Annotated in this window: 15 protein-coding genes, 1 tRNA gene and 1 pseudogene; 7 read left to right on the top strand and 10 right to left on the bottom strand. The window is 51.4% G+C overall.

All coding sequences use genetic code 11. The features are described from left to right. The first annotated feature begins 51 nt into the window (after positions 1-51). Both ACU8XX_RS00205 and nepI read left to right on the top strand, forming a co-directional pair. The gene (locus ACU8XX_RS00205; RefSeq protein WP_001300927.1) at positions 52-504 is read left to right on the top strand and encodes a DUF1198 domain-containing protein; all 453 of its coding nucleotides are present in this window, start codon (positions 52-54) and stop codon (positions 502-504) included. A 210-nt stretch (positions 505-714) separates the two neighbouring features. Beyond that, positions 715-1,905, top strand: a complete 1,191-nt coding sequence (nepI, locus tag ACU8XX_RS00210; RefSeq protein ID WP_001288549.1) for a purine ribonucleoside efflux pump NepI — start codon at positions 715-717, stop codon at positions 1,903-1,905. Between the two features lie 40 nt (positions 1,906-1,945). Here nepI and yicS read toward each other — a convergent pair whose 3' ends face one another. After that, entirely contained in the window at positions 1,946-2,239 is a 294-nt protein-coding gene (gene yicS, locus ACU8XX_RS00215) for a protein YicS (RefSeq protein ID WP_000805509.1), read from the bottom strand. Positions 2,240-2,460: 221 nt separating this feature from the next. On the opposite strand from yicS, the gene nlpA reads away from it, so the two are divergent. Beyond that, positions 2,461-3,279 (top strand): lipoprotein NlpA, encoded by an 819-nt coding sequence (nlpA, locus tag ACU8XX_RS00220; protein ID WP_000779426.1) that lies wholly within the window; start codon positions 2,461-2,463, stop codon positions 3,277-3,279. 3 nt (positions 3,280-3,282) lie between these two features. Here nlpA and ACU8XX_RS00225 read toward each other — a convergent pair whose 3' ends face one another. From ACU8XX_RS00225 to ACU8XX_RS00240, 4 genes and pseudogenes are all read right to left on the bottom strand, one after another. Further along, the gene (locus ACU8XX_RS00225; protein ID WP_000535960.1) at positions 3,283-4,206 is read right to left on the bottom strand and encodes a carboxylate/amino acid/amine transporter; all 924 of its coding nucleotides are present in this window, start codon (positions 4,204-4,206) and stop codon (positions 3,283-3,285) included. A 110-nt stretch (positions 4,207-4,316) separates the two neighbouring features. Then, entirely contained in the window at positions 4,317-5,501 is a 1,185-nt protein-coding gene (locus tag ACU8XX_RS00230) for a sugar efflux transporter (RefSeq protein WP_001172876.1), read from the bottom strand. Positions 5,502-5,897: 396 nt separating this feature from the next. Next, positions 5,898-6,059, bottom strand: a pseudogene (rhuM, locus tag ACU8XX_RS00235) (RhuM family protein); the annotation flags it as partial. Between the two features lie 78 nt (positions 6,060-6,137). Continuing rightward, positions 6,138-6,232: transfer RNA gene (locus tag ACU8XX_RS00240), tRNA-Sec, on the bottom strand. A gap of 292 nt (positions 6,233-6,524) precedes the next feature. On the opposite strand from ACU8XX_RS00240, the gene ACU8XX_RS00245 reads away from it, so the two are divergent. Together ACU8XX_RS00245 and yicI are read left to right on the top strand one after the other, a co-directional pair. Further along, positions 6,525-7,907: a glycoside-pentoside-hexuronide family transporter gene (locus ACU8XX_RS00245; protein WP_000834433.1), complete on the top strand. Its 1,383-nt coding sequence runs from the start codon at positions 6,525-6,527 to the stop codon at positions 7,905-7,907. Between the two features lie 9 nt (positions 7,908-7,916). Then, positions 7,917-10,235: an alpha-xylosidase gene (gene yicI, locus ACU8XX_RS00250; protein WP_000702898.1), complete on the top strand. Its 2,319-nt coding sequence runs from the start codon at positions 7,917-7,919 to the stop codon at positions 10,233-10,235. Between the two features lie 52 nt (positions 10,236-10,287). Here yicI and ACU8XX_RS00255 read toward each other — a convergent pair whose 3' ends face one another. Both ACU8XX_RS00255 and xanP read right to left on the bottom strand, forming a co-directional pair. Then, positions 10,288-11,997, bottom strand: a complete 1,710-nt coding sequence (locus tag ACU8XX_RS00255; RefSeq protein WP_001338683.1) for an AsmA family protein — start codon at positions 11,995-11,997, stop codon at positions 10,288-10,290. Between the two features lie 120 nt (positions 11,998-12,117). After that, a complete protein-coding gene (xanP, locus tag ACU8XX_RS00260) occupies positions 12,118-13,509 on the bottom strand; it encodes a xanthine/proton symporter XanP (RefSeq protein ID WP_001295238.1) in 1,392 nt (463 codons plus the stop codon). Between the two features lie 279 nt (positions 13,510-13,788). On the opposite strand from xanP, the gene gltS reads away from it, so the two are divergent. Then, the gene (gene gltS / locus ACU8XX_RS00265) at positions 13,789-14,994 is read left to right on the top strand and encodes a sodium/glutamate symporter (protein ID WP_000468836.1); all 1,206 of its coding nucleotides are present in this window, start codon (positions 13,789-13,791) and stop codon (positions 14,992-14,994) included. Between the two features lie 2 nt (positions 14,995-14,996). Then, positions 14,997-15,863, top strand: coding sequence for a hypothetical protein (locus tag ACU8XX_RS00270; protein ID WP_000747329.1), 867 nt, complete (start codon positions 14,997-14,999; stop codon positions 15,861-15,863). On the opposite strand, the gene recG is transcribed toward ACU8XX_RS00270, so the two are convergent. Genes recG through spoT form a run of 3 tightly spaced genes read right to left on the bottom strand, consistent with a single transcriptional unit; the run spans position 15,848 to position 20,739 of the window. After that, a complete protein-coding gene (gene recG, locus ACU8XX_RS00275) occupies positions 15,848-17,929 on the bottom strand; it encodes an ATP-dependent DNA helicase RecG (protein WP_000678419.1) in 2,082 nt (693 codons plus the stop codon). The genes ACU8XX_RS00270 and recG overlap by 16 nt on opposite strands. Positions 17,930-17,934: 5 nt before the next feature. Continuing rightward, positions 17,935-18,624, bottom strand: coding sequence for a tRNA (guanosine(18)-2'-O)-methyltransferase TrmH (gene trmH / locus ACU8XX_RS00280; RefSeq protein WP_001070177.1), 690 nt, complete (start codon positions 18,622-18,624; stop codon positions 17,935-17,937). A 6-nt stretch (positions 18,625-18,630) separates the two neighbouring features. Next, positions 18,631-20,739: a bifunctional GTP diphosphokinase/guanosine-3',5'-bis pyrophosphate 3'-pyrophosphohydrolase gene (spoT, locus tag ACU8XX_RS00285; protein WP_000280488.1), complete on the bottom strand. Its 2,109-nt coding sequence runs from the start codon at positions 20,737-20,739 to the stop codon at positions 18,631-18,633. Positions 20,740-20,756 lie beyond the last annotated feature (17 nt).

Below are 20,756 nucleotides of genomic sequence, written 5' to 3' on the forward strand. Positions count from 1 at the left end.
AACTGGCGAGGGTTTCCAGATATCATGAGTTCTGATTACGCAGGAGAACTCATGATCTGGATAATGCTCGCCACGCTGGCAGTGGTGTTTGTGGTTGGTTTTCGGGTGCTGACATCCGGGGCCAGAAAAGCGATTCGCCGTCTCAGCGATCGGCTGAATATCGATGTCATACCCGTGGAGTCGATGGTCGATCAAATGGGAAAGTCAGCCGGTGACGAATTTTTACGTTATTTGCATCGTCCGGATGAGTCGCACCTGCAAAACGCCGCGCAGGTGTTGCTCATCTGGCAAATTGTCATTGTCGATGGTAGCGAACAGAACCTGCTGCAATGGCATCGGATTTTACAAAAAGCCCGTCTTGCCGCGCCGATTACCGATGCTCAGGTCAGGCTGGCGCTGGGGTTTCTGCGCGAAACCGAACCTGAAATGCAGGATATTAATGCTTTTCAGATGCGCTATAACGCGTTCTTTCAGCCTGCCGAGGGCGTTCACTGGCTGCATTAAAACCGCTTCGTCTTATCAGCCTACAGACCGCGCCTGACCTGTCGGGTGGATAAGACGTTCACGCCGCATCCGGTAATCTTTGCCCTGTTCCGTTTCGATCTTAACTCCAGCTCAAGCAACACCGTAAAAGTTGCAAAAACGTTAAATGCGTCACACATTTCAATGTTAAAGTGGTCGGCTTTTCCCCTGAAACATGCCACGGGTAACACCATGAGTGAATTTATTGCCGAAAACCGCGGCGCGGATGCCATCACCCGACCGAACTGGTCAGCCGTTTTCTCGGTGGCGTTTTGTGTCGCCTGTCTGATTATCGTTGAGTTTTTGCCCGTCAGTTTGTTGACGCCAATGGCCCAGGATTTAGGCATTTCGGAAGGGGTTGCCGGGCAATCGGTGACCGTGACCGCCTTTGTGGCAATGTTTGCCAGTTTGTTTATTACCCAGACAATTCAGGCTACTGACCGCCGCTACGTTGTTATTTTGTTTGCCGTTTTGCTGACGCTCTCCTGCTTGCTGGTTTCCTTTGCTAACTCATTCAGTTTGCTTTTAATCGGTCGTGCCTGTCTGGGGCTGGCGCTGGGCGGGTTCTGGGCGATGTCGGCGTCGCTGACCATGCGTCTGGTGCCGCCGCGTACGGTGCCGAAGGCGCTGTCGGTGATCTTCGGCGCGGTTTCTATTGCGCTGGTGATTGCCGCGCCGTTGGGCAGTTTTTTAGGCGAGCTTATCGGTTGGCGCAATGTCTTTAATGCGGCGGCGGTGATGGGCGTGCTGTGTATTTTCTGGATTATCAAATCATTGCCTTCACTGCCAGGCGAACCCTCGCATCAGAAACAAAATACTTTCCGCTTATTACAACGTCCGGGTGTGATGGCAGGGATGATCGCCATCTTCATGTCTTTCGCCGGGCAGTTTGCTTTCTTCACGTATATTCGCCCGGTGTATATGAACCTGGCGGGATTCGGCGTGGATGGCTTAACGCTGGTGCTGTTGAGTTTTGGTATCGCCAGCTTTATTGGTACGTCGCTTTCGTCGTTCATTCTTAAACGTTCGGTAAAACTGGCCTTAGCAGGCGCGCCGTTAATACTGGCTGTGAGTGCGTTGGTACTGACGTTGTGGGGAAGCGATAAAATCGTTGCTACCGGCGTGGCGATTATCTGGGGGCTAACTTTTGCATTGGTTCCCGTCGGCTGGTCAACGTGGATCACCCGCTCGCTGGCCGATCAGGCAGAAAAAGCCGGGTCTATTCAGGTGGCGGTTATTCAGCTTGCTAATACCTGTGGCGCGGCAATCGGCGGTTATGCGCTGGATAATATTGGTCTGACTTCGCCGTTGATGTTGTCCGGCACATTGATGTTGCTGACTGCATTGTTGGTTACTGCAAAGGTGAAAATGAAGAAATCCTGATATCAGGTAAAGAAGCGTTGGTCAGTAGTTGTTGCTGTTCTTACATATCCGGGCATTCTACCTTACCCAACGCTTCCCAATAATTGCTCTGATTATTACGTTCCATCGCCACGATGGCCTCGCGTATATGTTGTTTATTGTTTTCATCTGACAACATTAACTTTTCCCACGCTTCATCTGATAATGACGCCTGTGGCGTGCAAATTTTACGTAAATCTTGTAATACCGTGGTTTTCTCTTTTGCGGACTGCAGTGAGCTAAAAGGCGACTCGGCGTATACGATGCCTGGCATAGCGAAAAAAGTGAAAATAAGCAGTAGTGTCGTTGGTTTCATGGATTCAACCTTTTACAAATGTGTATCGAATGAAGCATAAGTGTAGTTTGCTTTCATCGCTCTCATCATGCTGTACGAAACGCGCTTGCGTGGTCAGTAAGAAGTGCCAGACTTTATATTCCACTTTTATTCCTTTTTATTCTTATCGATAGCGTTTCGTTTTTTAAACCGCAGCGACCTTACCGCTATAGTCAGGTAATCATTAATAAAAGGATAAAAAAATGAAACTGACAACACATCATCTACGGACAGGGGCCGCATTATTGCTGGCCGGAATTCTGCTGGCAGGTTGCGACCAGAGTAGCAGCGATGCAAAACACATTAAAGTTGGCGTTATAAATGGCGCAGAACAAGATGTCGCGGAAGTCGCTAAAAAGGTGGCAAAAGAGAAATATGGCCTCGATGTTGAACTGGTAGGATTTAGCGGTTCGTTGCTACCGAACGATGCGACAAATCATGGCGAACTTGATGCGAATGTCTTCCAGCATCGACCCTTTCTTGAACAAGATAATCAGGCGCATGGTTATAAACTGGTAGCGGTGGGAAATACGTTTGTCTTCCCTATGGCGGGTTATTCCAAAAAAATCAAAACCGTGGCGCAAATAAAAGAAGGCGCGACAGTGGCGATCCCCAACGACCCGACCAACCTTGGTCGCGCACTTTTACTGTTGCAAAAAGAGAAGCTAATTACTCTGAAAGAGGGAAAAGGGTTATTACCTACCGCGCTGGATATAACCGATAATCCTCGTCATTTGCAGATTATGGAACTCGAGGGGGCGCAGCTCCCGCGCGTACTGGATGATCCCAAAGTTGATGTAGCGATTATCAGCACCACTTACATTCAGCAGACAGGGCTTTCTCCGGTGCACGACAGCGTATTTATTGAAGATAAGAATTCGCCGTATGTGAATATTTTGGTGGCACGGGAAGATAATAAGAATGCAGAAAACGTGAAGGAATTTCTGCAATCTTATCAATCACCCGAAGTCGCTAAAGCGGCAGAAACCATTTTTAACGGTGGCGCGGTGCCTGGCTGGTAATTCTCACTCATGCCGCGCCGGACGATTTATTTTTCTGGCGCGGCGACGGGAATCCATTGAAATCAAAATCACCGATGACAGAATCAGCAGCGTTCCCAGCCAGTCCGGTAATGTGAACGTGATCCCCAGCAACAGCAAAGAGAGTAGCGCGCTACTTAATGGTTCTGCACAGCTCAAAATGCTGGCTTTTGGACCGCCAATTAATTGTGCTCCTTTCAGGTACAGACTAAATGTCAGGGACGTACCAATGACCACCAAATAAAAAAACGCCAGAATCAAACTGCCGTTAACGACAAAGTTTGTTCCTTGTCTGGCATAAAAAGGCAACAGAATCAGACCGCCAATCAGCATACTCCAGCCGACGACTGGTAACGTGCCATAGCGGGCAATTAGCGTTGAGGGATAGGTGGTATAGAATGCAGCAGCAAATGCCGAGGCAATGCCCCAGAACAACGCGGCAGGAGAGATCGATAATGACGTCGGATTACCGTGTGTCACCAATAAAAAAGTCCCGACCAGCGATGTCAAAATAGCGCAGAAAACCAGAATGCCCGGGCGCGATTTACGCACCAGTGAGAACCAGGCGACGATAATCGTCGGTGAGAGGAATTGCAGCACCGTTGCCGTGGCTGCGTTCGATTTTTCGATGGTTAGCAAAAAAGTGAGCTGTACAGTTAGCGCGCCAACCACGGAAAAAATCAGCAGGCTAATGGCATCTTTATGATTGTTAATAATAGAAAAGATTTTATCGCCATGAACAAATGACAGCGTCAGTAGAATCAAACCGGCGAATATCAAACGCGTCATAGTCAAAAACTGCGACGACATCTGGCTTTGCTCCATGATGTATTGCGCGCAGACCCCTGAACTTCCCCACAACACGGCGGCAATCAGAACGTTCAGCATCCCCTTTCTGGTGGAACCCATTTTTCCCTCTGCATACTGTTTTGTCGTTTATGTATGCAGGCATGATAGCAAAAATGGCGAGGATGGCTCTGTTTGCGCCACGCCGATTTTTCTTAGCCCAGACTGGTGAGCTAAATATCTTTAATAAACAGCAGGCAAATCATCGCAATACCCAACATCCCTATCGCCAGCCAGAACAACGCATGGTAGCTCCAGATTTCAACCATAATTCCGTCAACAGAGCCGGCGATAATCCAGCCGACGCGTGAAGTATTTGCATATAACGTTGTCGCAGAGCCTATTTTTTCAGGCATCAAGTCCTGAAAATAAAGCATGCCGATACCACAGAGAATACCAAGGAAGATGGCATTAAGAATTTGCAATTCCAGCTCAACCGCCGGAGTCGTCGCCATGAGTACGCTGGCGTAAAAACACATTCCACTCACGATAGCAATGAGCATTAATAGTCGCTTGCCAATACGTTTCATGTAATAGCCTGCGATTAACATCATCGGAATTTCCAGACCGGCAGCGATACCAATCATTTCCCCAGCCAGTTTATCGGTTAGATGCAGTTCATCAATAATAAATAGCGGCATATTTATCATGTAGAGATTATTCGCCGCCCACATCATTGAACAGACCACAAAAAGTAGCCGCGTATCCCGCTTCCTGTGGGTGGAGGGTAAAATTTCTACGGGTTGGGTAACGACAGGAATATTTCTTTGTATTGATGGCAAAAACAACCAGACTATCAGTCCGCAAACAACAAATGCGATGGCAGCGGTGAGATACATCACTTTAAAACTAAATCCCATTGCCAGTTCATAAGCGAGCGGTGGCCCGATAACCCAGGCAAGCGAGATCTGAGCACGTAAAAATGTACTGAACATGACCGTCTCACGGCCTGTTCTGTCGGCGTGTTCACGGGCGAGGGCGAACATTTGCGGGTTTGCGGTGGAAGCAAAACTACTCAGAAGTACGCCCGTTGAGAGGAGAATGAAGTAGTTGCGATTCCACGCAAAAAGCGTGCAGGCCAGCACTCCAAATAAGCAACATAGCAGAATCAGTAATTTACGGTCGCCTTGTTTATCGGAGTGCCTTGCCAGAAATTGACTGACCAGAATTCCCATAATAGCGCTACCGGTGAAGAAAAAACCTACCATTATAGGACGGGCTTTCAGTTCATCTGCGAGGAATATACTTAGGGTAGGAGTCTGAAGAGCGCCCGCAATACCCGTCAGAAAGGCGACAAGTAAAAATGCCGCGGCAGTGAGATCAAGTATTTTTGATGGAGTGGTAGCCGTTTTTTGCATTCTTCTGAATCACCGGGCGAAAAAATATAACTGAGTTACAAATAAGTACCAGTCGAATGAGTATTGTATTAAGAATTTTTGAGTATCGCTGATACAACCAGAAAGCAATGCTAGCGCAATATTATAGGGCCAGCAATTGAGATTATTAGCAAAAGCATGTTAAGAATTAATTACCGAATTTATATATTAATTATAGTAAGGTAATGAGCTATTTTTGATAGTAAAAATAAAACAAGTTGATTTGATATATTAAATGAACAAATTAATCTTGATGGCAGTCTGATTATTGGTGAAGTTTATAGTCAGTTTTTTTCGCCAGCGGTTAAAGAAATAGAATAGTCGTATAAAAAAGGGTGTTCTGGGGCGAGTAAAACAACATCTTCACCTTAATGGCGATACAGTTGGCTGAGAGTCAGCAGGGGGGCAAATCACCTGCAAATAAACACGGCGCATACTGGCGTGAATATCGCGGATGCGTTCGAGGACAGAAGAACCGACAGGCGGATTCTTCAGCCGCTCATCGTCCATCACAAAACCTTAGACCAGGTATTCCTGAAGCCGATTGAATATTGAGCAGTAGAAAATATCTGGATTGACAGTATTACAAGGGGTTGGAGAACGTCAGGAGAGGCATTTTGGCGGAAGATCACAGGAGTCGAACCTGCCCGGGACCGCTGGCGGCCCCAACTGGATTTGAAGTCCAGCCGCCTCACCGGAGACGACGATCTTCCGCGCCTCGATTGCTACATGGAGGCGGGGCGCATTATAGCTACTTCCTTGAGTTTCTACATCCCCCAGATCAGTTTTTTCCGCCTAATACACGCAGCGTATTATCACGAAAGCATTATAGTTCATATAAAACCCATATTTTACAATGATATATGAGCGGAATTAACGCTACCACGATCACATAAAACAAGAATCATAAATTAATAACCAGATATCGGAATATTCGCTCTCACAGGGATGGTTTACAAAATGCGTTATCGGTCTCAGCACCCCTATAGCATCAAGGAAAAGCAGATGAAGAGTGAAGTGTTGTCCGTTAAAGAGAAAATTGGTTATGGCATGGGAGACGCCGCCAGCCACATTATTTTCGATAACGTAATGTTATATATGATGTTCTTTTATACCGATATTTTTGGCATTCCTGCCGGTTTTGTCGGAACCATGTTTTTGGTCGCTCGTGCACTGGATGCGATTTCCGATCCTTGCATGGGGTTGTTGGCCGATCGAACGCGCTCTCGCTGGGGTAAATTTCGTCCGTGGGTACTGTTTGGCGCACTGCCATTCGGGATCGTCTGTGTACTGGCCTATAGCACGCCAGATCTCAGTATGAACGGCAAAATGATCTATGCAGCAATTACTTACACCCTACTTACCTTACTTTATACCGTCGTCAATATCCCTTACTGCGCATTGGGTGGTGTAATCACCAATGACCCGACTCAGCGTATCTCGCTGCAATCCTGGCGTTTTGTGCTGGCGACCGCGGGAGGCATGCTTTCTACTGTTCTGATGATGCCACTGGTTAATTTAATTGGCGGTGATAATAAACCACTCGGTTTCCAGGGCGGTATCGCGGTCCTTTCCGTGGTGGCATTCATGATGCTGGCATTTTGTTTCTTCACCACTAAAGAACGCGTTGAAGCACCACCTACAACAACGTCTATGCGGGAAGATTTACGTGATATCTGGCAAAACGACCAGTGGCGGATTGTCGGTTTACTAACCATTTTCAATATCCTGGCGGTGTGCGTACGCGGTGGGGCGATGATGTATTACGTCACATGGATTTTGGGCTCGCCGGAAGTGTTTGTCGCTTTTCTCACCACTTATTGCGTGGGTAACCTGATTGGTTCCGCACTGGCAAAACCTCTGACCGACTGGAAATGTAAAGTCACTATCTTCTGGTGGACGAACGCCCTGCTGGCAGTGATTAGCCTCGCGATGTTCTTTGTTCCCATGCAGGCCAGCATCACTATGTTTGTCTTCATCTTCGTGATTGGTGTGTTGCATCAACTGGTGACACCTATCCAGTGGGTAATGATGTCCGATACCGTCGACTACGGCGAGTGGTGCAATGGTAAACGCCTGACCGGGATCAGTTTTGCTGGCACGCTGTTTGTGCTCAAACTGGGGTTGGCCTTCGGCGGCGCTCTTATCGGCTGGATGCTGGCTTATGGCGGATATGATGCGGCAGAAAAAGCGCAGAACAGCGCCACGATTAGCATCATTATTGCGCTATTCACGATTGTTCCGGCGATCTGTTATTTGCTGAGCGCGATTATCGCTAAACGCTACTACTCACTCACGACGCACAATCTGAAAACCGTTATGGAACAGCTGGCTCAGGGTAAACGCCGTTGCCAGCAACAATTCACCTCTCAAGAAGTGCAGAACTAAGGAACGGCAATGAAAATTAGCGATGGAAACTGGTTGATTCAACCTGGCCTCAATTTGATTCACCCGCTTCAGGTGTTCGAGGTTGAACAGCAGGATAATGAAATGGTGGTCTATGCTGCCCCCCGTGATGTACGTGAACGTACCTGGCAGCTTGACACGCCTTTATTTACGCTGCGCTTTTTCTCCCCACAGGAAGGTATTGTCGGTGTGCGGATTGAGCATTTTCAGGGGGCGCTGAATAACGGTCCTCATTACCCGCTCAATATTTTGCAGGACGTGAAGGTCACAATCGAAAACACAGAACGTTATGCTGAGTTTAAAAGTGGCAACTTAAGCGCGCGTGTCAGCAAAGGTGAGTTCTGGTCACTGGATTTTCTGCGCAACGGCGAACGTATTACCGGTAGTCAGGTGAAAAATAATGGCTACGTGCAGGACACGAATAATCAACGCAATTATATGTTTGAGCGGCTTGATCTTGGCGTTGGCGAAACAGTTTACGGTCTGGGAGAGCGCTTTACTGCCCTGGTGCGCAATGGCCAGACGGTAGAGACCTGGAACCGGGACGGCGGCACAAGTACTGAACAGGCGTATAAAAATATCCCGTTCTACATGACTAACCGTGGTTATGGGGTACTGGTCAATCATCCCCAGTGTGTCTCTTTTGAAGTGGGATCGGAGAAAGTCTCCAAAGTGCAGTTCAGCGTTGAGAGTGAATATCTCGAATACTTTGTTATCGACGGCCCGACGCCGAAAGCGGTACTTGATCGTTATACCCGCTTTACTGGTCGTCCGGCGCTGCCGCCCGCGTGGTCCTTCGGCCTGTGGCTAACCACTTCATTTACCACCAACTACGACGAAGCGACGGTAAACAGCTTTATCGATGGTATGGCGGAACGCAATCTGCCGCTGCATGTTTTCCACTTTGACTGTTTCTGGATGAAAGCCTTCCAGTGGTGCGATTTTGAGTGGGACCCGCTGACTTTCCCTGACCCGGAAGGGATGATCCGCCGCCTGAAAGCGAAAGGGCTGAAAATCTGCGTCTGGATTAACCCCTATATCGGTCAAAAATCCCCCGTCTTTAAAGAGTTACAAGAGAAAGGCTATTTACTCAAACGCCCGGACGGTTCGCTATGGCAGTGGGATAAATGGCAGCCAGGTCTGGCGATTTATGACTTTACCAATCCGGATGCCTGCAAATGGTACGCCGACAAACTGAAAGGTCTGGTCGCGATGGGCGTTGATTGCTTTAAGACCGACTTTGGCGAACGTATCCCAACTGATGTTCAGTGGTTTGACGGTTCCGATCCGCAGAAAATGCATAACCATTATGCGTACATCTACAACGAACTGGTGTGGAACGTGCTCAAGGACACCGTTGGTGAGGAAGAAGCTGTCTTGTTTGCCCGCTCGGCCTCCGTCGGTGCGCAGAAATTCCCGGTACACTGGGGTGGCGATTGTTACGCTAACTACGAATCAATGGCGGAAAGCCTGCGCGGTGGTTTGTCTATTGGCCTTTCAGGTTTTGGCTTCTGGAGCCACGATATCGGCGGCTTTGAAAATACCGCTCCGGCGCACGTTTACAAACGCTGGTGCGCGTTTGGTTTGCTCTCCAGCCATAGCCGTTTGCACGGTAGCAAATCTTATCGTGTGCCGTGGGCCTACGATGATGAGTCCTGTGATGTGGTGCGCTTCTTCACGCAACTGAAATGCCGCATGATGCCGTATCTGTATCGTGAAGCTGCGCGTGCGAACGCGCGGGGTACGCCGATGATGCGGGCCATGATGATGGAGTTCCCGGACGATCCGGCTTGTGATTACCTTGACCGTCAATACATGTTAGGCGACAACGTGATGGTTGCGCCGGTGTTCACTGAAGCGGGCGATGTGCAGTTCTACCTGCCGGAAGGTCGCTGGACACACCTGTGGCACAACGATGAACTCGACGGTAGTCGCTGGCATAAACAGCAGCACGGCTTCCTGAGTCTGCCCGTTTATGTGCGTGATAACACTCTACTGGCGCTGGGCAACAACGATCAACGTCCCGATTACGTGTGGCACGAAGGCACGGCATTCCACCTCTTTAATCTGCAAGACGGGCATGAAGCCGTCTGTGAAGTGCCCGCTGCTGACGGATCGGTGATCTTTACTTTAAAAGCAGCACGTACTGGCAACACGATTACTGTGACTGGTGCGGGCGAGGCGAAGAACTGGACACTGTGCCTGCGCAATGTTGTGAAAGTAAATGGTCTGCAAGACGGTTCGCAGGCTGAAAGTGAGCAGGGGCTGGTGGTGAAGCCTCAAGGGAATGCGCTGACAATTACGTTGTAATCTATTGATGGAATGCCGGGTACGTCTGAGTCGTACCCGGCGAGATTGATGTTTACCGCACCGGCTCCGTCGATGTAACTTCACCGCTGGAAACGATGCCAGCATTCATGGTTTGAGTCACTTGCTGCTTTGCGGCGTTCACGGCATGCAATTGCCCGCTAACCGTAGGTTTCAACGGGACATTGGCCTGAATATCGCCACTGGCGGTAAGCTGAATATTGCCGTCGCCAGTCAACGGTAATTTAGGCCATCCCCACTGTTGCAAAATATTCACCGGCACACCGCGTCCATTCAGGCTGATATGTGTCTGACGTTGTGGCGTTTGTGAAACACTGGCGGTGGCTTCCAGAATGCCTTTTTCAGTAAATGCACTCAGTTCGCTGATATTCACCGTGCTGCTGTTGGCGGTCAGCGCCAGCGACGGGCGACGAACATCAACACGATTGAATGTCGCGGCGGCGGCATTCAGATTCGCCGAGCCACTCCAGACGCCCCATTTATGATCGGTAACCAGCGTCAGGTTGGCACCGTAACCATCGAGCGCGGTGAGCTGCCACGGGAAGTCAGGGTCGATATCAATGATCAGATTGCGGCTGGCGCTAAATCTCTTCAGTTGCAGGCTGTTTAACCAACCGGGTGTCGTTTCCATCCACAACTGTTGCCAGTTTTTCGGCAAGGTATATTCCAGCCCGGCAATTGCCGCATCATCAAGGATCAACGTTTTCCCGTCACGCAGCCAGTTCCCTGACGTTCTGACCATACCCCCTTCCCAGCGGCTGGTGAACTGGCGCAGCGCTACGCCCTGCGGGGAAAATTCCGTGTTTATAATCGGGTCAAATAAATGCAGCGAACCATAAATGAACTCGCTAGCGTTCATCGACAGTTTGCCTTCCTGTGTCTGCCAGTCATCTTTACTGAAGGTCATGTTGCGCAAGCTGAGATCGAGGTCGGTCACCGCCCAGTCCGGACCTTGCAAACGAGCATCGATCACTTCCAGGCGACCAATCTGCAACGACGGGACAGAGCGTAATGGCGCAAAGAAGTCGGTTAGCGATTTTTCGCTTTGTAGACGTATATCCGCCATGCGCAGGTTTTCCACTTGCCAGCTGCCGTCGGCGTTACGCTGCGCGTTTCCGGTTAATGTCCCGCGGGCGATGTCGGCACCCAGGTTAGTCAGCGTAACGCGATCGTTATCAATACTGCCTTCAATCAGTACATTGGTGGCAGGAACATCATTGAGCGAAAGCGATCCGGCACTAAACTGAATCTGCGCCTTCGTACCCAGCACTTTACCGGCTTTTGGTGACCACGGAACTACGCCGCCATTTACCCGCTGCGCGCTCAGTTTCCATTCGCTATTCGGGCTATTAAACGCCATATCACGCAGTTGCAGACGATCGGCTTTGAACGGTAGCGGCGCGGTCTGGTCGGTGAGATTCAGCGTCCCGTTTTCCAGCAGGATGGTATCGACATGGCGTGGTTCGGTCAGTTGCCGACTGCTTAGCGCAATGTCGACACTTTTGGCCACCAGGGTCGCGGGCTGGCCATCACGACCAAACGTGACGTTCTCCAGCACGATATGAGATGGCGCGGAAAAACGGTGATCCATCGCCCCGAAGGCCAGATGATAGTCGCTATTCTCGGAAACCCATGCGCTGATATGTTCTGCTCCCCAGCGGGTTTGCAGAAGAAAATAGAGGCCAGCGATCGCCACTAACAGAGCGATGAGAATGTAGAGAAGCAGCTTCCCAATAAATTTCATGGTCTTCCATCCCGTGAAATGCACATAAGGGAGTTATGCACGATTTACGCGCAATCCTCAAGGCGGGAATGGTTAAAGAGGTGAGACTGCGGCGGTAATTATCTTACCGCCGCCAGTGAATTACTGTTTTTCTGGTGGGAAAATCAGATTCAGCACGATGGCAGTAATACCGCCCGCGGCGATCCCGGAGGAGAGCAGGTTTTTCAGCCATTCAGGGGCAAACTGCAAAATCAGCGGCTGCTGAGACACGCCCAGACCAACCGCCAGCGACAGCGCGATAATCAGAATCGCCCGACGGTTCAGCGGCTCACGAGAAACGATACGCACACCGGAGGCGGCGATGGTGCCAAACATTACAAGCGTTGCGCCGCCCAGAACCGGTTCTGGAATGTGTTGTACAAAACCGCTCACTGCCGGGAACAGACCCAGCACGATCAACATCAGCGCGACGACAAAACCGACATAGCGGCTGGCAACACCAGTCAACTGGATCACTCCGTTGTTTTGCCCGAAGCAGGAGTTCGGGAAGGTGTTAAACACCGCCGAAACAAACGAGTTCAGGCCGTTTGCCAGCACGCCGCCTTTCAGGCGTTTCATGTACAGCGGACCGGACACTGGCTGTTCGGAAACGTCAGAGGTCGCCGTGATATCGCCAATGGTTTCCAGCGAAGTGATCATAAAGACCAGCATCAGCGGCAGCAGCAGACTCCATTCAATGCCAAGACCGTAATAGAGCGGCGTTGGCACCATAATCAGTTCTTGCGTCATCGGTTCGTTGCTTTCTGGCAACATGCCCATAAACCACGCCAGCGCATATCCGGCCGCCATCGCAATTACCAGTGAGGCCACGCGTAAGTAAGGGTTACGTTGACGGTTAAGCAGGATAATTAAGGCTAAGACCACGCCTGCCAGCAGCAGATTTTTCGGTGCGCCGAAGGTGTTATCGCTCATGGCTGCGTAACCGCCGCCAATGGACGTTAACCCAACCTGAATTAGCGACAGGCCGATAATCATCACCACAACGCCAGAAACCAGCGGCGTAATAATGCGGCGCGCCAGATGCAGAACGCGGGAGATCACCATCTCGGTGCAACTTGCCAGCATCAACGTGCCGAACAAAGCCGCCATCATGGTAGGAACATCAGCACCACCGGTTTTCAGCGCGGTACCGCCCATAATCAGCGGGGCAACAAAGTTGAAGCTGGTGCCCTGAATAGACAACAGCCCGGAGCCAACCGGACCCCAGGCCTTAATTTGAATAATCGATGCCACACCGGAGGCAAACAGCGACATACTAATAATGTGTTGCGTGTCTTGTGCCGGCAAACCCAGCGCCTGGCAGATTAATAGCGCTGGCGTGATCACCGCAACGAACATCGCCAGCAAATGCTGACAGGCGGCAAACAGGGTTTGAGGAAGCGGCGGACGATCTTCAAGACGGTAAATCAGTTCGCTGTTTTGAGTCTGCGCAACCGGTTGCGCATTTTCTGACTCGAGGGTGGAAACAGACATCGAAAACAATCCCGTGGTAGCAAAGCGGGCATTTTAGCTGACCGAAAGAGAAAAGCAAACGTTTGCCACATCCTCATCTAAATATTTAAATGAGATAAATGCACTTTTTTATATAACTTTTGGTATTTTTCTGCTTAAAATCCATGCCATTTGTTCATTAACAGCTGAGAATTTGACCCAGGAAAGCATAACTCGATACCCGTCATAGTTCATGAGGTTGCCACTGCGCGATGAAGTATGACGAGTATGAAAGAGTGATGCGGATACAAAGGAGTAACTATGTTTCATCTCGATACTTTAGCAACGCTTGTTGCCGCAACGCTGACGTTGCTGCTCGGGCGTAAGTTGGTCCATTCCGTCTCCTTTTTGAAGAAATACACCATACCGGAACCTGTTGCGGGTGGTTTGTTGGTGGCGCTGGCGCTACTAGTACTGAAAAAAAGCATGGGCTGGGAAGTCAACTTTGATATGTCCCTGCGCGATCCGTTAATGCTGGCTTTCTTCGCCACCATTGGCCTGAACGCCAACATTGCCAGTTTGCGTGCCGGTGGGCGTGTGGTTGGCATCTTCTTGATTGTGGTTGTTGGTCTGTTGGTGATGCAAAATGCCATTGGCATTGGTATGGCTAGCCTGTTAGGGCTTGATCCGCTGATGGGGCTGTTGGCCGGTTCTATTACGCTTTCCGGCGGTCACGGTACGGGCGCTGCGTGGAGTAAATTGTTCATTGAACGTTATGGCTTCACCAATGCGACGGAAGTGGCGATGGCCTGTGCAACGTTCGGTCTGGTGCTGGGCGGCTTGATTGGCGGTCCGGTGGCGCGCTATCTGGTGAAACACTCCACCACGCCGAACGGTATTCCGGATGACCAGGAAGTCCCGACGGCGTTTGAAAAGCCGGATGTGGGCCGCATGATCACCTCGCTGGTGCTGATTGAAACTATCGCGCTGATTGCTATCTGCCTGACGGTGGGGAAAATTGTTGCGCAACTTTTGGCTGGCACTGCTTTTGAACTGCCGACCTTCGTCTGTGTACTGTTTGTTGGCGTGATTCTGAGCAACGGTCTGTCAATGATGGGCTTTTACCGCGTCTTTGAGCGTGCGGTATCCGTGCTGGGTAACGTAAGCCTGTCGTTGTTCCTGGCGATGGCGCTGATGGGGCTGAAACTGTGGGAGCTGGCTTCGCTGGCGCTGCCGATGCTGGCGATTCTGGTGGTACAGACCATCTTCATGGCGTTGTATGCCATCTTCGTTACCTGGCGCATGATGGGCAAAAACTACGATGCGGCAGTGCTGGCTGCGGGTCACTGTGGTTTTGGCCTCGGTGCAACGCCAACGGCAATCGCCAACATGCAGGCGATCACTGAACGCTTTGGCCCGTCGCACATGGCGTTTTTGGTGGTGCCGATGGTCGGTGCGTTCTTTATCGATATCGTCAATGCGCTGGTGATTAAGCTGTATTTAATGTTGCCGATTTTTGCCGGTTAAAAATGAAAAAGCGTCGGAAGGAACCGGAAACGCTACGTGAACACTGTCGCCATATTTTTGGTGATGAGCCGCCAGTGCTCTGTGTATGGGAAACGGAATTTGATTACGCAGATGCCGAACTCAAGGCGCTGGCGGCTAAAGAGTGGCAGCAGATCAGCGAATGGGATTTGAGTGCTTACTATGTACTCAATCTCGTTTATAACGAACCGATGCAAATAGAGTTGTTTCGCTATCTGTTTCCGCTCTGCCTGGCGCAATGGCATGAAACCGTTTTAGCTGGCGGTTATGGTGATCACTTCGAAGAATCCTTAATGAAGGCATTGTGTCGGCCCTATCTCTGGCAGGAGATGATGAATGCTTCCCAACGCCAGCAGGTACGGCAATTTTTACTGGACACCGCGTTGCAGCGTATGGATAACGAGCGTGGTTTCAATAACGTTCTTTGCTGGCTGGCGGTGTTCAATACTCTGGGTGGGGCCGCGCCGTTAATTCGTTCTCTCTGGTCGCGCTGGTGGGCGCTGGATACGCCAGGAAAAGCGGTGTGTGCTATTCAGTATGCCGCGCATCTAATTTATCCCATAGAAGCCAATCCGTTATGGTCGCAAGAATGGATAGGCTGGGGGCATCCATTAGGCCATAAAGATGGCTGGTCCTCTGATAATCGCGCTTTTCTTCGCCAAATGTTAACACCTGAAATGATTGTGGCTGGCGTACAGGCAGCGGCTGAAATTCTGCGTGGTGAACCGGAAGGCGCAATGGCGGCGCGAATTGCACAGGATGCGTATGAGGCAATGGATATCCTCACTATCCAGATTGAAGATTTACTGCGTGACTTGTCTTGTGATGAGTCTGGTCATGCGTTGGAGTAACGTTCCGTCTCCGGCATCCAGCGTTCTATCAGGGCTTTTGCTTGTTGTGGGTAACGTTCGTGAATATGTCGCGCCAGGCGCTGAACTTCCGGGATCATCGCCTGATCGCGCAGTAAATCCGCCACTTTAAACTCAGCATTACCCGTCTGACGCGTACCTAACAGTTCACCCGGTCCGCGAATCTCTAAGTCTTTCTGTGCAATCACAAAACCGTCGTTGCTGTCGCGCAGCACTTGCAGCCGAATTTGCGCGGTTTTGGAGAGCGGCGTTTTGTAGAGCAGCACGCAGTGAGAAGCCACCGCACCACGACCTACACGCCCGCGAAGCTGGTGTAACTGCGCCAGACCCAGACGCTCCGGGTTTTCGATAATCATCAGACTGGCGTTAGGCACATCAACGCCGACTTCAATAACGGTTGTGGCAACCAGCAGGTGTAGCTCACCTTGTTTAAACGACGCCATCACCGCCTGTTTCTCGGCAGGTTTCATCCGCCCGTGTACCAGGCCAACGTTCAACTCTGGTAGCGCCAGTTTCAACTCTTCCCAGGTAGCTTCCGCCGCCTGCGCTTCCAGCAATTCCGACTCTTCAATCAACGTACAAACCCAGTATGCCTGACGACCTTCAGTTATGCAGGCGTGGTGCACGCGGTCAATGATGTCGGTACGGCGGGTATCAGGAATAGCGACCGTAGTCACTGGCGTGCGGCCTGGCGGCAGCTCATCTATCACCGAGGTATCGAGATCGGCATACGCAGTCATTGCCAGCGTGCGGGGGATCGGCGTGGCGGTCATGATCAACTGATGCGGATGGAAGCCCTGCTGCTGGCCTTTCTCCCACAATGCCAGACGCTGATGCACGCCAAAACGATGCTGTTCGTCGATAATCACCAGCGCCAGGCCGTTAAACTGCACCTGTTCCTGGAAGATGGCGTGTGTACCGACAATCATCTGCACCTGACCGCTGGCGATGGCTTCCTGCTGTGCCAGCCGTGCTTTACCTTTCTGCTTACCGGCGAGCCAGCCCACTTCGATACCGAGCGGTGCAAACCAGTTGCGGAAGTTATTGGCGTGCTGCTCGGCGAGTAATTCGGTTGGTGCCATCAATGCTACCTGTTTGCCGTGGGCAATCGCACGCAACGCGGCGAGGGCGGCGACCAGCGTTTTACCGGAACCTACATCGCCCTGCACCAGACGCATCATCGGCACATCCAGCGCCATATCGCGCTCGATCTCCGCCACTACGCGTGCCTGTGCGCCCGTTGGCTTGAACGGTAAGGCGGCGAGGAGTTTATTTTTCAGCGTGTCATTGGCGCTCAGCGGCTGGGCATGAAAACGCTGTGCTCCGGCACGTAAGGCTAACATGCTGAGGTTGTGCGCCAGCAGTTCTTCCAGAATCAGACGACGTTGCGCCGGATGCTGCCCGGTTTCCAGATCGCTAAGCTGTAGCGTCGGTGGCGGGCGGTGCAAAGTGCGCAACGCTTCCGGTAGCGTCATCATTCCTTGTGACAGTTCCGGCGGCAGGAGTTCTTCAATGGCGCAGGTGTCGAGCAGATCCAGCGCCTGGTCGGTTAATTTACGCAGCGTGGCCTGCTTTACGCCTTCCGTTGTTGGATAAACCGGCGTGAGCGTTTCCTGTAATTCTGGCGTGCTGAGATCGCCCTGCACGCGGTATTCCGGGTGGATCATCTCCGCACCATATTTACCGCGCTTTGCTTCGCCATAAGCCAGTACACGGCGGCCCGCCGCCAGGCTATTTTTCATTGCCGCGCTGAAATTGAAAAAGCGCATGGTGAGGATGCCGGAACCGTCGCTGATCTGGCAGGTCATCATCCGCCGACCGCCGAAGGAGATATTGCAGTTCAGCACTTCGCCTTCCACCGTGGCATAAACGCCCGGCAGTAGTTCTCCGATGGGGTAGAGATGGGTGCGATCTTCGTAGCGCAGGGGAAGGTGTAAGAGTAGATCCTGCACGGTATGCAGGTTGATTTTCGCCAGTTTGTTACTAAGTGCTGCGCCAACGCCCGTTAGGGAACTGAGTGGGACAGCATCTAACAGGCGACCTTTCATGGCACTTACCCTGCAGCCTGCATAGTAGCCCACCAGTCGGCATCAGCTTCGATCTCGCCTTGCTGATTGACGTGGGGATAAGGCAGGCCTTTGCGTTTTGCGACTTTCGCCAGCACCGGATAGCCGCCTTCAAACAACAGGCGTTGTTGCTCTGCTTCCGGCAACATGCTGTTTTCACGCAGGTACATGCCTGCATTTTGCCGCTGACGCTGGGCTTCGTAAAGAATGAGGGCTGAGGCAACGGAAACATTCAGCGACTGCACCATGCCGATCATCGGAATGATGATGTCCTGATCCGCCAGGGCCAATGCTTCCTGCGTGATGCCCGTTTTCTCCTGTCCCATCAAAATGCAGGTCGGGCGAGTGTAATCAATTTCGCGGAAATCGACAGCGTTATCAGAAAGATGGGTTGCCAGAATCTGCATGCCCTGGCCTTTGAGATGAGCGACGGCATCGCCAATGGTGCGGTGTGTTTTCACCTGTACCCAGCTGTTACTACCCGCCGCTGCCGAAGCCATGGTGCGCATGCGGCTACCAGGCCAGACGGCGTGAACTTCATGTACGCCAACGGCATCTGCGGTACGAATAATCGCAGAAACGTTATGAGGTTTGTGGACCTGCTCCATGCAGACGGTCAGATCAGGCTGCCGCCTGGCGAGCATTTCGCAGATGCGTGCATAACGTGTTGGGTTCATAAAACATTAATTTCGGTTTCGGGTGACTTTAATCACGTCTGGCATCACGCGGATTTTGCGCATGATATTCGCCAGATGCACACGGTCACGAGCGGTCAGACGAATAAAGGCGCTGTAGACGCGACCATCTTTCTCTTCCGTATTCAAACTTTGAATATTCGAAGTCGTGGTGTTAATTGCCGCCGTCAGGTTTGCCAGCGCACCCTGATGATTGAACATCTCCACCTTGATTTCGGTGATGAACTCCTGCGCCGTCTCTTTATCCCATTCCACAGCCATAAACTTCTCTGGCTCTTTCTGGTAGCCACGGATATTACGGCAGGATTCATGGTGGATCACCAGACCTTTACCGGGGCTGACGTGGGCGATAATCGGGTCGCCAGGAATAGGGCGGCAGCATTTCGCAAAGGTGATCAGCACGCCATCGGCACCTTTAATGGGCAGATGTCCGTGGCTTTGGGTTGCCGGTGGAATGGAGGCGTCCCCATGTTGCAGATTTTTCGCGACCACCACGCTCATTGCGTTACCAAGTCCGATTTCTGCCAGCAGATCGTCAAGCGTTGCCAGCTTCATGCGATCCAGCTCGCGCTGAATATTTTCCTGCGGGATTTCATTCAGCTTACGGCTACCACCCAAAGCATGGTTGAGCAGACGACGGCCCAGGCTTACAGAATCATCACGCTTGAGGTTTTTCAGCAACTGACGAATTTTGGCGCGCGCTTTCGAGCTAACGACAAAGTTCAGCCAAGCGGCATTCGGGCGAGCGCCCGGAGCGGTAATGATTTCAACGGTTTGACCGCTGGTAAGCGGCTGCGACAGCGGGTAAGGCTGGCGGTCAACGCGTGCGCCCACGCAGGCATGACCGATATCGGTATGCACTGCATAAGCGAAGTCGACGGGCGTTGCACCGGCAGGCAGCTCGACAATGCGCCCTTCCGGTGTGAAAACGTAAATCTCATCCGGGAAGAGATCGGATTTAACGCTCTCGATAAATTCAAACGAACTACCGGCGCTCTGTTGCAGCTCCAGCAGGCTTTGCATCCAGCGCTGGGCGCGGATTTGTGCGGTAGTACTGGTTTCGCCGTGCTCTTTATAAGCCCAGTGCGCGGCAACACCCATCTCCGCCATCTGATCCATATCTTCGGTACGGATCTGGACCTCAACCGGCACGCCGTGCGGGCCAATCATCGAGGTGTGCAACGACTGATAGCCGTTCGCTTTTGGAATGGCGATATAGTCTTTCACGCGGCCCGGACGCGGCTTGTACAGGCTGTGCATCTGGCCCAGCACGCGATAACAGGTGTCAGAATCATTGACGATCACGCGGAAAGCGTAGATGTCCATGATTGAGTGAAAACGCTGCTCTTTGAGCACCATTTTGCAGTAAATCGAATAAAGATGCTTTTCGCGACCACTGACGCGGCACGGTATTCCCGCTTCCTGCAAACGCCCTTCGATTTCAGAGAGGATTTTTTGGATCATCTCTTTACGGTTGCCGCGCGCGGCTTTCACCACTTCTTTAATTACGCGGTAACGATTGGGATACAGCGCCTCAAAACCCAGCTCTTCGAGTTCGGTTTTAATGTGGTGGATACCTAAACGGTGCGCCAGCGGGCTGTAAATTTCGAGAGTTTCACGGGCGATGCGGCGACGTTTGTCCGGGCGAAGTGAGCCCAGCGTGCGCATGTTGTGGGTACGGTCGGCAAGTTTGATGAGGATGACGCGGATATCCTGCACCATCGCCATAATCATCTTGCGAAAGTTTTCGGCCTGCGCCTCTTTCTTATCGCGGAACTTGAGTTTATCAAGTTTCGACACCCCCTCTACCAGCTCGGCGACGCTTTTACCAAAAAGCTGTTCCATATCCTGGTAGGTGGCGGGAGTATCTTCAATCACGTCATGCAGCAGCGCCGCCATCAGCGTTTCATAGTCGAGTTTCATCTCGGCCAGAATGCAGGCAACCGCTACCGGGTGCGTGATATAGGGTTCACCGCTTGAACGTGTTTGCCCCTCGTGAGCATCACGTGCAACGAGATACGCCTGCCGCAGACGCTTGATTTGGTCTTCCGGCAGGTAGGTTTGAATCAGTTGATTCAGGCTTTCAAACAGATACAAGGGCGACCCGCTTTGTG

The sequence above is a fragment of the Escherichia sp. MAL-1 genome, assembly GCF_052948035.1.